Origin of the sequence: Bradyrhizobium glycinis (assembly GCF_016031655.1) — a bacterium.
GTDB lineage: Bacteria > Pseudomonadota > Alphaproteobacteria > Rhizobiales > Xanthobacteraceae > Bradyrhizobium > Bradyrhizobium glycinis.
The window spans coordinates 87,396-101,567 of sequence record NZ_JACCHQ010000019.1 but is presented as its reverse complement, the minus strand read 5'-3'; the positions used below and the strand labels follow the sequence as shown (position 1 = coordinate 101,567).

The following is a 14,172-nucleotide window of genomic DNA, read 5'->3' as shown; positions in this document are numbered from 1 at the left end:
TGCAGGATGGGTTCACTCAGCATTTGGCACTGGATCTTGGTGATCGCAGTGGTCCTGCTGCTGTTCGGCCGCGGCAAGATTTCGGATCTGATGGGCGACGTGGCGCAGGGCATCAAGGCGTTCAAGAAGGGCATGCAGGACGACGACAAGTCCGCCGAGAAGCCCGAGCCGGCGAAGTCGATCGAGCACAATGCGGCGCCGACTGCGACGCGGTCCGACGTCGGCAGCAAGGCCGTCTGAGCCGGAAGCAGCACGCGAGACGCGGGTAGCGGCCCTGATCCTGCGCGTAAGGGCTGGGCCGGCTCCGGCTTCGCGTGAACGGAAGACCTCATGTTCGACATCGGGTGGAGTGAACTGGTCCTCATCGGGGTCGTGGCCCTGATCGCCATCGGCCCGAAAGAGCTGCCGGGCGTGCTGCGCATGGTCGGGCAGTGGATGGGCAAGGCGCGCAAGATGGCGGCCGAATTCCAGGGCCAGTTCCAGGAGGCGATGCGCGAGGCCGAGATGGCCGATCTCAAGAAGAGCTTCGACGAGGTCAAGGAAGCCGCCACCGGATTCAATCCGCTGACCTCGCTCCAGAAGGACGTGAGCGACGCGCTTCGCGTCGATGCGCTGGACAAGCCGGCCGAGACGCCGGCCGCCACTGCCGTCGATCCGCCTGTCACGCCCACGACACCGGAGACCCCAACGCCTTCGACCTTCATGGAAGCCGAAGCGCATGCGACCGCGAATGAGCCGCTCGCGATCACCCGTGAGGTCGAACAGGCAAAGGTTGCGCAGGACACCGCGCCATCCGAAGCGATCAAGGACGCCAAAGCGTCATGACCGACGCCGATATCGAGGCCAGCAAAGCGCCGCTGATGGACCATTTGATCGAGCTGCGCTCGCGGCTGATCAAGGCGCTGCTCGGTTTTGGCGTGGCCTTCATCTTCTGCTTCTTCTTCGCCAAGCAGATTTACAACGTGCTCGTCTGGCCGTTCGTGTGGATCGCGGGTCCCGAGAACTCGAAATTCATCTACACGGCGCTGCTCGAATACTTCATCACCCAGCTCAAGCTCGCGCTGTTCGGCGCCGGCTTCATCTCGTTCCCGATCGTGGCGACGCAGATCTACAAGTTCGTCGCGCCCGGGCTCTACAAGCATGAGAAGCAGGCCTTCCTGCCATATCTGGTCGCAACCCCGTTCTTCTTCGTGCTCGGTGCGGCGCTGGTCTATTTCGTCGTGCTGCCGATGCTGGTGCGCTTCTCGCTCGGCATGCAGCAGGCCGGCGGCGACGAGACCGCGCAGATCCAGCTGTTGCCCAAGGTCGGCGAATATCTGTCGCTGATGATGTCGCTGATCTTCGCTTTCGGCATCGCCTTCCAGCTGCCGGTGATCCTGACGCTGCTCGGCCGGATCGGCATCGTCACCTCGACGATGTTGCGCGAGAAGCGGCGCTATTTCATCGTGATCGCCTTCGTGATCGCGGCCGTGCTGACGCCGCCCGACGTGCTCAGCCAGTGCTCGCTCGCGATCCCCCTGATGGCGCTCTACGAGGGCTCGATCATCGCGGTCGCGATGGTTGAGAAGAAGGCGGCGGCTTCGTCGCAAGCCACCGGCACCGACGTGTCGACGCCGGCAAAGCCGGCGGAATAGGGCGCTTTCGCACTATCATGTCGCTGTCCAGCCCATGATTCGTCATGCCCGGGCTTGACCCGGGCATCCACGACTTGATCTAAGGCGGCAGACACGTGGATGGCCGGGACAAGCCCGGCCATGACGGGAAGACAGCCATGCATGACATCAAAGCGATCCGCGACAATCCGCAAGCCTTCGACGCCGGCCTCGCGAGGCGTGGCCTGAAGCCGATGTCGGCCTCGCTGCTTGCGATCGACGAGAAGCGGCGTGCGGCGATCCTGGCCTCCGAGCAGGCGCAGGCGCGGCGCAATGCAGCTTCGAAGGAAATCGGCGACGCCAAGAAGGCCAAGGACGAGGCGCGTGCGGCGAAGCTGATGGCCGAGGTCGCCGAGCTCAAGACCACGATGCCCGAGCTCGAAGCGGCTGCGAAAGCCGCCGACGAAGAGCTGACCAAAGAGCTGTCCGCGATCCCGAACATTCCGTTCGACGACGTGCCCGACGGTGTCGACGAGCACGGCAACGTGCAGCATCACGTGTTCGGCAACAAGCGCAATTACGGCTTTGCGCCGAAGCTGCATGACGATCTCGGCACCGCGCTCGGCTACATGGATTTCGAGGCGGCGGCAAAGCTCTCCGGCGCGCGTTTCGTCGTGCTGAAGAAGGGGCTGGCGCGGCTCGAGCGTGCCATCGGCCAGTTCATGCTCGATTTGCACACGACCGAGCACGGCTACACCGAGATCAATCCGCCGCTCTTGGTGCGCAACGAGGTGATGTTCGGCACCGGACAATTGCCGAAATTCGAGGACGATCAGTTCTGGGCGATCAAGGGCGAGCTGCTCGCCGCGCCAGACCATGAGCGGCTGAAGACCGAGCGCCTCGGTCTGATCCCCACCGCCGAAGTGTCGCTCACCAATCTCGCCCGCGAAACCATCCTCGACGAGAAGCAGCTGCCGATGCGTCTCACGGCGTTGACGCCGTGCTTCCGCGCCGAGGCGGGTGCGGCGGGGCGCGACACCCGCGGCATGATCCGCCAGCACCAGTTCACCAAGGTCGAGCTGGTCTCGATCACGACGCCTGAGACCAGCAGGGACGAGCTGGAGCGGATGCTGTCCTGCGCCGAGCAGGTGCTGCAGAAGCTCGACCTGCATTACCGTGTGATGACGCTCTGCGCAGGGGATATGGGCTTCTCGTCGCAAAAAACCTACGACATCGAGGTCTGGATGCCCGGGCAGGGCGATGGCGGCATGTTCCGCGAGATCTCGAGCTGCTCGGTCTGCGGCGACTTCCAGGCACGGCGCATGGATGCGCGCTCGCGTGGGCCCGACGGCAAGCCGCGCTTCGTCCACACGCTGAACGGCTCCGGCACCGCAGTCGGCCGCGCACTGATCGCGGTGATGGAGACCTATCAACAGGAGGACGGCTCGATCGCGGTCCCGGACGTGCTCCAGCCCTATATGGGCGGCCTGAAAGTGATCGCACGCGACTAAAGCGTTTTCCCGCGAACTGGGCACCGGTTCGCGTCCGAAAAAGCGGCATGACGAGAATCGCGTTGCGAAGATCGGGCGGGTGGCTATCCTGCCGGCCCGTCCACGCGAATCCCTCCGTTCATGGCCTTGCACCGCGACATCTTCTGGGTCGGAAGACAATGGGCGGTGACGGGGGCCGGGATTCAGGCCATCGATCAGCGCCTCCGCGGCGTTCTCGACATCGGGATCGCGCGGCTCTGGGACGACGATCTCGTGCAGAGCCGGCGGGCCAAGCCCGGGGTCAATGCCGCGGATTTCGACAAGGCGCTGAGCGTGGCACGCGAACGCTTTCCGCAGGAGCCGACACCTGACCCGTTCGTCGCGCAGCTGAAGGCGCTCGGCGTCATCGAGGCTTCCACCGTGAATCAAGTCGTGCCGGCGATGCAACTGCGTGCGGAAGGCCGGCTTGCGCGCTTCCTGCCGCAATGGCGCGTTCGCCGCTAGCGCGACCAGCTAGGGAACCAGCCGCCGGACCGCAATCGTCCGGTTTGCCTGATCGGCGCTGGCCGGATAAGACGGCTCAGACCCGCTTTCAGGAATCGAAGCTTCCGCATGCGCATTCTCTGCACCAATGATGACGGCATCCACGCCCCCGGCCTCAAGGTCGTGGAGGAGATCGCGCGCGCCTTGTCTGAGGACGTGTGGGTGGTGGCACCCGAGCTCGACCAGTCCGGCGTGTCGCACTCGCTGTCGCTGAACGATCCCTTGCGTCTGCGCGAGGTCGGTCCGCGCCACTTCGCCGTGCGCGGCACGCCGACCGACTGCGTCATCATGGGCGCCCGCCATATCCTGGGTGCCAAGCTGCCCGATGTCGTGCTGTCCGGCGTCAACAAGGGCCGCAACGTCGCCGAAGACGTGGTCTATTCCGGCACCATTGCCGGCGCATTGGAAGGCACCATCTTGGGATTGCCGTCATTCGCATTGTCACAGGAGTTCAGCATCGAGACGCGCGAACGGCCGCCGTGGGACACGGCCCGCAAATTCGGGCCCGATATCCTGCGCAAAGTGATCGCCGCCGGCGTTCCGAAGGACACCGTCATCAACATCAACTTCCCGTCCTGCGCGCCAGAGGATGTGCTGGGCATCCGCGTCACGCGGCAAGGCAAGCGCAATCTCGGCTTCCTCAGGATCGACGAGCGCAAGGACGGCCGCGGCAATCCCTATTTCTGGATCGGCTTCGAACGCACCGCAATGCTCGACACGCCCGCCGATGGCACCGATCTCGCGGCGCTGCGCGAGCGCTACGTTTCGGTCACCCCGCTCAGGCTCGACCGCACCGACGAGGCGTTTTCGGAGCAGCTGGGCCTCACTCTGAAATAAGGGTTAGCCGCGGCGAAGCGCGGCCTCGATGGTCTTGCCGAGCGCGTCGAGCTGAAACGGCTTCTGCAGCGCCGGCCGGTCGCGATATTGCTCGGGCAGGCCGGAGGAGCCGTAACCGGTGGCAAAGATAAACGGGCAGCCCTTGGCCATGATGACATCGGCGACCGGCGAGATGACCTTGCCGTTGACGTTGACGTCGAGAATGGCGAGGTCGAAATCGGTGGATTGCGCAAGCCGCATGGCTTCGGCGATGTCGCCCGCTTCGGCGGCAACTTTGTAGCCGAGTTCCTCCAGCATGTCCGCGACCATCATTCTGATCATGACCTCGTCCTCGACGAGGAACACAGAACGGCCCGAAAGCCCTGTCGCAGTCATAGGTGAGTCCTTGCCCATTCTCGTGAACGTTCGCAGATAAAGATAGGCGACGCAATGCGCGTTTCGGCGAACGCAAACCTCGCAAATGGCTTAGCGCTTTGAAGGCCTTGTTGTGGTCAAATGCTGCGCCGAAAGGATATCATGAGTTCCTGAGCCGGAACAAGATTCTCGTCTCGGGTTCTTGCGGTGCAGTACAGCGATCCGCCAGACGAGATGAGCGATAGCAAAATGACGCCCCACCAGCACCCGCCGGAAAAGATGATGTTTCAGCTCACGCTGAGGCGTCGGGGCATCAGCGATCAGGCCGTGCTGCGGACCATGGAGGAAGTGCCGCGCGAGCTTTTCGTCGACGAGGCCGATCGCGAGGGCGCCTATCGTGACAGCGCGCTGCCGATCGCTTGCGGGCAGACCATCAGCCAGCCCTTCGTCGTCGCCTACATGACCGAGCAGCTCCAGCTCCAGAAGCAGCACCGGGTGCTCGAAATCGGCACCGGCTCCGGCTACCAGGCTGCCGTGCTGTCGCGGCTGGCCGGCCAGGTGCTGACCGTCGAGCGCTATCGCAAGCTCGCCGACGCGGCACGCGCCCGGCTTGAGAAGCTCGATTGCCACAATGTCGAGGTGATGCTCGGTGACGGTCTCAATCTGCCTTCCAACATCGGCCCGTTCGACCGCATCATCGTCACCGCTGCGATGGAGCAGATTCCGGAGAACCTGGTCGAGCGGCTGGAGGTCGGGGGCATCCTGATCGCCCCGGTCGGCCCGCATCAGGGCGTGCAGACGTTAATTCGCCTGACCCGCAGCGAAACCGGAATCGAGCGCAAGGAACTCGTCGAGGTCCGCTTCGTGCCGGCACTGCCCGGCGTGGCGCGGGAGCTGTAGAATCCCGGATCGGCAGTGCCGCCAACATCTTATTGTGAGGGTTAAGCCGTTATTTACTCGGCGCGTGTTTACTTAAAACACCAGTTCTGTTGCGTACGAGTGAGTAACCATGTCCGCTGTCGCCGAGTTGCTTTACTCGCGCCGCGTGCCGCAGGTCGCGGTGCTGGCGCTGATCTCCTTCAGTTTTGCAGGGTGCAGCGCCGACATGTCGTCGCGGCTATCCCAGACGAATTTCTCCAATCCCTTCGCCTCCGAGCAGACCGGTTCGGTGCAGCAGCCACCGCCGCCGCAGCGTGAGCTTCCGCAATATGCGCGGCCGCAGACGCAGCCCGGTTATTACCAGTCGCAGGCTTTGCCTCCGCCCGCGGTGTCTGCCCCGCAGTCCTATCCCGTTGCCTCCGGGGGCGGGGTGTCCGGCGGCGGACGCGGCGTCAGCTCATACGCGCCTCCGGCGCAACCGCATCTGGAGACCACGGCCACCGTTCCGCCGCGGTCGGTCGCGGCAGCTCAGCCGGCCGCCGGGACCAAGATCATCGTCGGCACCAGCGACACGCTCGACGTGCTCGCCAAGCGCTATCACGTCACGCCGCAGGCGATTCTTGCCGCCAACGGCTACAAGGGTCCACGGGCGCTCTCGCCCGGCCAGCAGCTGATCATTCCGTCACCGGCGACGGCAGCTGCACCAGCGCCCGCGACGGCTCGCGTCGCGGCAGCGCCTGCTGGCAAGCCGGTTGCGGCCGTCGCTGCACCGCCGAGCACGCACTTCGTCAACCGCGGCGACACGCTCGCCAGCATCGCGCGCAAGAACCGCATCTCGGCGGCAGAGCTCGCCCGTGCCAACGGCCTCGATCCGTCGGCAAAGCTGAAGCTCGGCGCCAAGCTGACCGTGCCCGGCGCCAAGACCGCCGCCGTTGCGGCGCCGGTTGCTGCGGCTCCGGTCGCGGCTGCACCGGTGGCCGGAACGCTCCAGCCCGTTGCGGCAGCTCCGGCACCCGCGACCAAGATGGCCACTGCCGCCGCGCCCGTGCAGAGCGCGCGGCTCGCCCAGGCCACGAGCAATGTCGAAGACAAGCCCGCCGAGACGCCGGCGAAGGCTGCGGAGGCCACTGGCGCGCTGCCGACCTTCCGCTGGCCCGTCCGCGGCAAGGTGGTCACGAGCTACGGCGCTAAGACCAATGGCAAGTCCAATGACGGCATCAATCTGGCGGTGCCTGAGGGGACGCCGATCAAGGCGGCCGAAGATGGCGTCGTCGCCTATTCCGGCAACGAGCTGAAGGGTTACGGCAATCTGGTTCTGGTTCGGCACTCCAATGGCTACGTCACCGCATATGCCCATGCGAGTGAGCTGTTGGTGAAGCGCGGCGATACCATCAAGCGCGGCCAGGTCATTGCCAAGTCGGGTCAATCCGGTGAGGTGGCGTCGCCGCAGCTCCACTTCGAGATCCGTAAGGGATCGAGCCCGGTTGACCCGCTTCAATTCCTGAATGGGGCGTGAGCCTGGGTAGCCTCGACACGAATGCGTCGTCGCCCGGCCTCGACCGGGCGGCCCAGTATTCCAGAGACGGCCATTGTTGAGCCGATAAGCTGCGGCGTACTGGGTCGCCCGCTTTCGCGGGCGACGACAGTTGAATTCGGGGTAACAGCGCTACTACGCCGTTAGTTTCACACCGAGCCGTCCCGCCAGCTCCTGCACGAACTGCCAGGCGACGCGGCCCGAGCGCGAGCCGCGCGTTGTGGACCATTCGAGTGCCTCGCGCTCCAGCGCCTCGTCGTCGATCCTGATGCCGAAATGGCTGCAATAGCCGCGCACCATGGCGAGATATTCGTCCTGGCTGCAGCGGTGGAAGCCGAGCCAAAGGCCGAAGCGATCCGACAGCGAGACCTTCTCCTCGACCGCTTCGCCCGGATTGATCGCGGTCGAGCGCTCGTTCTCGATCATCTCGCGCGCCAGCAGATGGCGCCGGTTGGAGGTGGCGTAGAGGATGACGTTCTCGGGCCGGCCCTCGATACCGCCTTCGAGCACCGCCTTGAGCGACTTGTAGGAGGCATCGTTGCCGTCGAAGGAGAGATCGTCGCAGAACACGATGAAACGGAAGGAGGAGGCCCGCAGTTGCTCCATCAATGCCGGCAGGCTCTCGATGTCCTCACGGTGGATCTCGATCAGCTTGAGCTTGTCGGCCGGCTTGCGCTCCGCGTTGATGCTGGCATGCGCCGCCTTCACCAGCGACGACTTGCCCATGCCGCGTGCGCCCCAGAGCAGGGCGTTGTTGGCCGGCAGGCCATTGGCGAAGCGCTCCGTGTTCTCCATCAGGATGTCGCGCATCCGGTCGACGCCCTTGAGCAGGAACAGCTCGACGCGGCTCACGCGCGGCACCGCCGAGAGGCGTCCGTCGGGGTGCCAGACATAGGCATCCGCCCGCTCGAACGACTCGGGCTCGATCGCCGGCTTGCCCTGGGCGGAGAGGTGCGCCGCAATGGTCTCAAGGGCGCGGACGATCCGCTCCTGGGCGAGGTCTCCACCTGCCTTGCTGTCCGCTGCCGTGGGGCGTTTTGCCGCGAGGCGGGTGGGCTTGTTGGCAGGGGTGCGGGGGCCTTTGCCGGCCGGGCTTTTGCTATGGTTTTTGGGCATGTTCGAAGTTCCTGAGAACGCAGCCTTATCGGGCCTCACGGGGCGCCGCAAGGTGGCCCAAAAGGGCGGTCTGGCAGCGTTGCAATTGGGGCAATGGCCGCTATAGTCCGCGCGAATTTGACCGAACCGGTCGCCTTTGAGGGCCTGACCGGCTTTCCCCCGTTCTCACGAGGATCGTCCGAATGCTGATTACCCCTGCGTATGCCCAGGCCGCGGCCGCTGGCGACACCAACAGCATGTTGATGTCGCTGCTGCCGTTCGCCCTGATCTTCGTGATCATGTACTTCCTGATTCTCCGTCCGCAGCAGAAGAAGGTCCGCGACCACGCCGAACTCGTGAAGAACATCCGCCGCGGCGACACCGTCGTCACGTCGGGCGGCCTCGTCGGCAAGGTCACCAAGGTGGTCGACGACGACCAGATCGAGTTCGAGATTTCCGACGGCGTGCGCGTGCGGCAGATGCGTCAGATGATCTCGGGCGTCCGCGCCAAGGGCGAGCCGGCGAAGGAATCCAAGGATAGCAAGGAAGCTGCCAAGGACGACGCCGCGTCGAAGTGAGCGCGTCCGCGAGCATCTCAAGTCTCCTGATCTGACAGGTCCAGTCGATGTTGTATTTCACGCGGTGGAAGGCGCTCGGGATCATCCTGACGGCGCTGATCGTGTGCCTCTGCGCGGTCCCGAACTTCTTCCCCGAGGCCCAGGTCAAGACTTGGCCGGCCTGGGCGCAGCGCCGGCTCGTGCTCGGACTCGACCTCCAGGGCGGCTCCTATCTGCTGCTCGAGGTCGATTCCAACTACGTGAAGAAGGAACGGCTGGATCAGATCCGCGACGACGTTCGCCGAACGTTGCGCGACGCCAAGATCGGTTTCACCGGCGGCGTCACCGTGCGCAACGACGCGGTCGAAGTTCGCATCACCAAGGAAACCGACGTGCAGCCGGCACTCGCCAAGCTACGCGAGCTGTCCCAGCCGCTGGGCGGCCTCATGGGATCCAGCGGCCAGCGCGACCTCGAGGTGGCTGATGCCAGCGGCGGTGTGATCCGCCTCAGCATCCCGCAGGCCGCGATGCTCGACCGCATGCGCAAGACCATTGAGCAGTCGATCCAGATCGTCGAACGCCGCGTCAACGAGCTCGGTACCGTCGAGCCCGTGATCCAGCGCCAGGGCAACGACCGCATCCTGGTGCAGGTCCCCGGCCTCCAGGACCCGACCCGCCTGAAGGAGCTGCTGGGCAAGACCGCGAAGATGGAATTCCGCATGGTCGACACCTCCGTGCCGCCGGATCAGGCGCAAGCGGGCAGGTTGCCGCCGGAATCCGAGCTGTTGACGAGCGCATCGCCGCCGCCTACGCCCTACGTGGTCAAGAAACAGGTGCTGGTCGCCGGCGGCGATTTGACCGACGCCCAGGCGAGCTTCGATCAGCGCACCGGCGAGCCGGTCGTCAGCTTCAAGTTCAACACCTCGGGTGCCCGCAAGTTCTCGCAGGCCACGACGGAGAACGTCGGACTGCCTTTCGCGATCGTGCTCGACAACAAGGTGATCTCGGCGCCGGTCATCCGCGAGCCCATCACCGGCGGTCAGGGCCAGATCTCCGGCAATTTCACCGTGCAATCGGCCAACGATCTCGCGATTCTCCTCCGCGCAGGCGCGCTGCCGGCGCCGCTCACGGTCGTCGAGGAGCGCACCGTCGGTCCGGGCCTCGGCCAGGACTCGATCGAGAAGGGCGAACTCGCCGCCTATGTCGGCTCGATCCTCGTCGTCGTGTTCATGCTCGTGACCTACCGCTTGTTCGGCGTGTTCGCGAACATCGCGGTGACCATCAACGTCGCCATGATCTTCGGCCTGTTGTCGCTGCTGAACGCCACGCTGACGCTGCCCGGCATCGCCGGCATCGTGCTCACCGTCGGCATCGCCGTCGACTCCAACGTGCTGATCTACGAGCGCATCCGCGAGGAGCTGCGCGGCGGCCGCAACGCGATCTCGGCGATCGACGCCGGCTTCAAGCGGGCGCTCGCAACCATCCTCGATTCCAACATCACCACCTTCATTGCCGCCGCGGTGCTGTTCTACATCGGCACCGGCCCGGTGCGCGGCTTCGCCGTGACGCTCGGCATCGGCATCATCACCACTGTGTTCACCGCCTTCACCTTGACCCGGCTGATCGTGGCTTGGTGGGTGCGGTGGAAGCGGCCGCAGAGCGTGCCGATCTAGGAGCCTGATCGTGACTCAGACCGTTCTCATCGGGCTCGGCGTCCTCATTGCCATCCTCACCGTGGTTGCGGCCCTCGGCGTGTTGCCGTCGCTGCGCATCGTTCCGGACGAGACGCATTTCGACTTCACCCGCTTCCGCCGCATCAGTTTCCCGATCTCGGCTGCGCTGTCGATCGTCGCGATCACGCTGTTCTTCACCCACGGCCTGAATTTGGGCATCGACTTCAAGGGCGGCACGCTGCTGGAGGTGAAGGCGAAGTCCGGCACCGCCGACATCGCGGCGATGCGCACCTCGCTCGACGCCCTGGGCCTCGGCGAGGTCCAGCTGCAGCAGTTCGGCGGTCCCGAGAACGTCCTGATCCGTGTTGCGGAGCAGCCGGGTGGCGACGCGGCACAGCAGGCAGCCCTGCAGAAGCTTCGTGGCGCGCTTGGCGACAGTGTCGACATTCAGCGCACCGAGGTGCTCGGTCCGCGCGTCGCCGGCGAGCTCCTGGCCTACGGCATGCTCGGCCTGATGCTCGCGATCGTCGCGATCCTGATCTATCTCTGGTTCCGGTTCGAATGGCAGTTCGCGCTGGGCGCCATGATCGCCAACGTGCACGACATCGTGCTGACGATCGGCTTCATGTCGATCAGCCAGGTCGATTTCGACCTGACCAGCATCGCGGCGCTGCTGACGATTCTCGGCTATTCGCTCAACGACACCGTCGTCATCTACGACCGCATCCGGGAAATGCTGCGGCGCTACAAGAAGATGCCGATGCCGCAGCTGCTGAACGAATCCATCAACTCGACGCTGTCGCGCTCGATCATCACCCACGTCACGGTGACGCTGGCACTGCTCGCGCTGCTGCTGTTCGGCGGCCATGCCATCCACAGCTTCACCGCGGTGATGATGTTCGGTGTGGTGCTGGTTGGCACCTACACCTCGATCTTCATTGCAGCGCCGATCCTGATCTATCTCGGCGTCGGCGAGCATCGCGAAGACGCGCCCGATACGGCGACGCCGGCGAAGAAAAGCAAGGCGTGATCCGAACCTCGTGCCCTCACAGGCGTTTGCGAGGGCAGTAAGCCCACTCGGACGAAGCTCATGGCCGGCGATCCCAACGCTCCGCATTTCCCGCGCTCGGCACCGATCGATGCCTATGGTAAGGGCGGCTTCGCCTTCGCCGGCATGTCGCATCGGGGCTCGCTGCTCTGCCTGCCCGACGCGATCTGGGCTTGGGACGTGACCGACCCCGCGAAGATCGACCGCTACTCGCTGGATCGGGTGTTTACGGCGGCCAACAGCATCGACACGCTCCTGGTCGGCACTGGAACGGGGCTATGGCTGCCGCCGCCGGAGCTGCGTCAGGCGCTCAAAGCGGTGAGGGTGGTACTGGACACGATGCAGACCGGCCCGGCCGTGCGCACCTACAACATCATGATCGGTGAACGGCGGCGGGTTGCCGCCGCGCTGATCGCCGTGCCATGAGCAACCCGGCGCCGTCCGACTCCGTTGCTTTTTGCGCCGATCTCGTGCGCAGTCATGACTTTCCGCGCTACGCCGCGACCCTGTTCGCGCCTGCCGCCGAGCGCCACGCCTTGTTGGCGCTCTATGCCTTCAACGTCGAGATCGTCCGCGTTCGCGACCAGGTGAGCCAGCCCTTGCCCGGCGAGATCCGCCTGCAATGGTGGACCGACATGCTGTCGGGCCACGTCCATGGCAGCGCCGAGGGCAATCCGGTGGCGGCCGAGCTGCTCCGCGCTGTCAGGGATTTCCACCTGCCGGTCGAGCCGCTGTCGCTGCTTGCCGAGGAGCACCAGTTCGATCTCTACAACGACCCGATGCCGACTATGGCCGCGCTGGAAGGTTATCTGGCGGCGACCTCATCGGCGCTGTTCGCCCTGGCAGCGCAGGTGTTGGGACCGGCATCGGAGGCGGCCGAGCATCTTGCCCGCCATGCAGGGCTGGCGCAGGGTATCGTGCAGGTTATCGCCAATCTGCCGCGCGATGCCGCGCGCCGGCAATTGTTCGTGCCGCAGCAGGTGCTGGAGAAGCACAATTGCAGCATGGAGGATGTCTTCGCCGGCAAGGAGACACCCAATCTCCATGCGGTGCTGGATCAGCTCGCGGGTGAAGCCCGGCAGCATATGACCGCGGCTTCATCGCTGTTGGCGCGGGTGGCGCCGCCGGTGCGGCCGGCGTTTCTGCCGCTGCGCCAGGCGCAGGCCGATCTCGAGCGCCTGTCGCGCCCGGGACGCAATCCGTTTACGTTGCAACCGACCTCGCGGTTGCGCACGCTTTGGACGCTGTGGCGCGCCTCGCGATCGCGTGAATTTACCAAATAGACGCCGGCTTATCGCCTGGGCCGCCCAAATGCTCTATGCTGTCCTATGGCTGACAGGTCCCAAAGTACGTCCGATTTCAGCGGCCTTCCGGTCGCCCCTGAAGACATTCACGCCGCCGCCAAGACCATCCAAGGCGCCGTCGTTGAGACGCCCTGTAGCCATAGCCGGACGTTGAGCAGCATCTGCGGCTGCGACATCTGGCTCAAATTCGAGAACCTGCAGTTCACCTCATCGTTCAAGGAGCGCGGCGCGCTCAACCGGCTCACCGCGCTGACGCCGCAAGAGCGCGTCCGGGGCGTGATCGCGATGTCCGCGGGCAACCACGCGCAAGGCGTCGCCTATCACGCCAAGCGGCTCGGCATTCCCGCCACCATCGTGATGCCGATCGGCACGCCCATGGTGAAGATCGAGAATACCAGGCATCACGGTGCCGAGGTGGTTGTCACGGGCGCGACACTGGAAGAGGCGGCCGCCTTTGCGCGAAGCCACGGTGAAGCGCACGGCATGGTCTTCGTCCACCCTTACGACGATCCGCTCGTCATCGCCGGGCAGGGCACGATCGGGCTGGAAGTGCTGAAGGCGGTCCCGGAGCTCGACACGCTCGTCGTCCCGATCGGCGGCGGCGGTCTGATCAGCGGGATTGCCATTGCCGCGAAGTCGATCAAGCCGTCGTTGCGGATATTGGGCGTCGAGGCCTGGCTGTATCCCTCGATGTACAACGCCATCCACGATGGCAATCTGCCGGCGCGCGGCGATACGCTCGCCGAGGGCATCGCGGTGAAATCACCGGGCAAGATCACCACCGAAATCGTCCGCCGCCTCGTCGACGACATTGCGCTCGTCAACGAAGCCGAGCTCGAGCGCGCAGTCGCGACCCTGATCTCGATCGAGAAGACGGTGGTCGAGGGCGCCGGCGCCGCCGGCCTCGCCGCGCTGATGTCCGATCCGTCCCGCTTTGCCGGCGAGAAGGTCTGCCTCGTGCTGAGCGGAGGCAACATCGACACGCGGCTGATCGCCTCCGTGCTCACCCGCGAGCTGGCGCGCGAGGGGCGGCTGACGCAATTGTCGCTCGATATCCCCGACAGGCCGGGGCAGCTTGCCGCCGTGGCAGCGCTGCTGGCCGAGGCGGGTGCGAACATCATCGAGGTCTCGCATCAGCGGACCTTCTCCGACCTGCCGGCCAAGGCGACGCTGCTGCAATTGGTCATCGAGACCCGCGACGCCGCCCATCTCGACGAGGTGATGGCCAGGCTCAGCGCATCCGGACTGAGCGCGCGCTGCACCTGA

General features: G+C 65.2%; 16 protein-coding genes. 14 read left to right on the top strand and 2 right to left on the bottom strand.

The window, feature by feature from the left end:
* Positions 1-6 precede the first annotated feature (6 nt).
* The 6 genes from HZZ16_RS24885 (at position 7) to surE (ending at position 4,462) form a co-directional block, all read left to right on the top strand.
* Positions 7-240 (top strand): twin-arginine translocase TatA/TatE family subunit, encoded by a 234-nt coding sequence (locus HZZ16_RS24885; RefSeq protein ID WP_197952502.1) that lies wholly within the window; start codon positions 7-9, stop codon positions 238-240.
* 90 nt (positions 241-330) lie between these two features.
* The gene (tatB, locus tag HZZ16_RS24880) at positions 331-825 is read left to right on the top strand and encodes a Sec-independent protein translocase protein TatB (protein WP_197952501.1); all 495 of its coding nucleotides are present in this window, start codon (positions 331-333) and stop codon (positions 823-825) included.
* A complete protein-coding gene (gene tatC, locus HZZ16_RS24875; RefSeq protein WP_197952500.1) occupies positions 822-1,634 on the top strand; it encodes a twin-arginine translocase subunit TatC in 813 nt (270 codons plus the stop codon). Before tatB ends, tatC begins: the two co-directional genes overlap by 4 nt.
* Positions 1,635-1,771: 137 nt before the next feature.
* The gene (gene serS, locus HZZ16_RS24870; protein WP_197952499.1) at positions 1,772-3,103 is read left to right on the top strand and encodes a serine--tRNA ligase; all 1,332 of its coding nucleotides are present in this window, start codon (positions 1,772-1,774) and stop codon (positions 3,101-3,103) included.
* Between the two features lie 120 nt (positions 3,104-3,223).
* The gene (locus HZZ16_RS24865; protein ID WP_197952498.1) at positions 3,224-3,586 is read left to right on the top strand and encodes a hypothetical protein; all 363 of its coding nucleotides are present in this window, start codon (positions 3,224-3,226) and stop codon (positions 3,584-3,586) included.
* Positions 3,587-3,694: 108 nt separating this feature from the next.
* Entirely contained in the window at positions 3,695-4,462 is a 768-nt protein-coding gene (surE, locus tag HZZ16_RS24860; RefSeq protein WP_197952497.1) for a 5'/3'-nucleotidase SurE, read from the top strand.
* 3 nt (positions 4,463-4,465) lie between these two features.
* On the opposite strand, the gene HZZ16_RS24855 is transcribed toward surE, so the two are convergent.
* Positions 4,466-4,837 (bottom strand): response regulator, encoded by a 372-nt coding sequence (locus HZZ16_RS24855; protein ID WP_197952496.1) that lies wholly within the window; start codon positions 4,835-4,837, stop codon positions 4,466-4,468.
* A 228-nt stretch (positions 4,838-5,065) separates the two neighbouring features.
* On the opposite strand from HZZ16_RS24855, the gene HZZ16_RS24850 reads away from it, so the two are divergent.
* Positions 5,066-5,716, top strand: coding sequence for a protein-L-isoaspartate(D-aspartate) O-methyltransferase (locus HZZ16_RS24850; protein ID WP_197952495.1), 651 nt, complete (start codon positions 5,066-5,068; stop codon positions 5,714-5,716).
* Positions 5,717-5,825: 109 nt separating this feature from the next.
* Positions 5,826-7,211, top strand: a complete 1,386-nt coding sequence (locus tag HZZ16_RS24845) for a LysM peptidoglycan-binding domain-containing M23 family metallopeptidase (protein WP_197952494.1) — start codon at positions 5,826-5,828, stop codon at positions 7,209-7,211.
* 153 nt (positions 7,212-7,364) lie between these two features.
* On the opposite strand, the gene HZZ16_RS24840 is transcribed toward HZZ16_RS24845, so the two are convergent.
* Positions 7,365-8,345, bottom strand: coding sequence for an ATP-binding protein (locus HZZ16_RS24840; protein ID WP_197952493.1), 981 nt, complete (start codon positions 8,343-8,345; stop codon positions 7,365-7,367).
* A gap of 182 nt (positions 8,346-8,527) precedes the next feature.
* Here HZZ16_RS24840 and yajC point away from each other — a divergent pair, with 182 nt between their 5' ends.
* From yajC to HZZ16_RS24810, 6 genes are read left to right on the top strand one after another with little or no spacing between them, the layout of a single operon-like run.
* Positions 8,528-8,902 carry a preprotein translocase subunit YajC gene (gene yajC, locus HZZ16_RS24835; RefSeq protein WP_197952492.1) on the top strand — a complete coding sequence of 125 codons (375 nt, stop codon included), beginning with the start codon at positions 8,528-8,530 and terminating at the stop codon, positions 8,900-8,902.
* A gap of 47 nt (positions 8,903-8,949) precedes the next feature.
* Positions 8,950-10,554: a protein translocase subunit SecD gene (gene secD / locus HZZ16_RS24830; RefSeq protein ID WP_197952491.1), complete on the top strand. Its 1,605-nt coding sequence runs from the start codon at positions 8,950-8,952 to the stop codon at positions 10,552-10,554.
* Positions 10,555-10,564: 10 nt separating this feature from the next.
* On the top strand, positions 10,565-11,584 hold the full coding sequence (secF, locus tag HZZ16_RS24825; RefSeq protein WP_197952490.1) for a protein translocase subunit SecF: 1,020 nt from the start codon (positions 10,565-10,567) through the stop codon (positions 11,582-11,584).
* A 60-nt stretch (positions 11,585-11,644) separates the two neighbouring features.
* Complete coding sequence (locus HZZ16_RS24820; protein WP_028179505.1) at positions 11,645-12,028, top strand: Mth938-like domain-containing protein; 384 nt, start codon at positions 11,645-11,647, stop codon at positions 12,026-12,028.
* Positions 12,025-12,885 carry a phytoene/squalene synthase family protein gene (locus HZZ16_RS24815; RefSeq protein WP_197952489.1) on the top strand — a complete coding sequence of 287 codons (861 nt, stop codon included), beginning with the start codon at positions 12,025-12,027 and terminating at the stop codon, positions 12,883-12,885. Before HZZ16_RS24820 ends, HZZ16_RS24815 begins: the two co-directional genes overlap by 4 nt.
* Positions 12,886-12,930: 45 nt before the next feature.
* Positions 12,931-14,172, top strand: a complete 1,242-nt coding sequence (locus tag HZZ16_RS24810) for a threonine ammonia-lyase (RefSeq protein WP_197952488.1) — start codon at positions 12,931-12,933, stop codon at positions 14,170-14,172.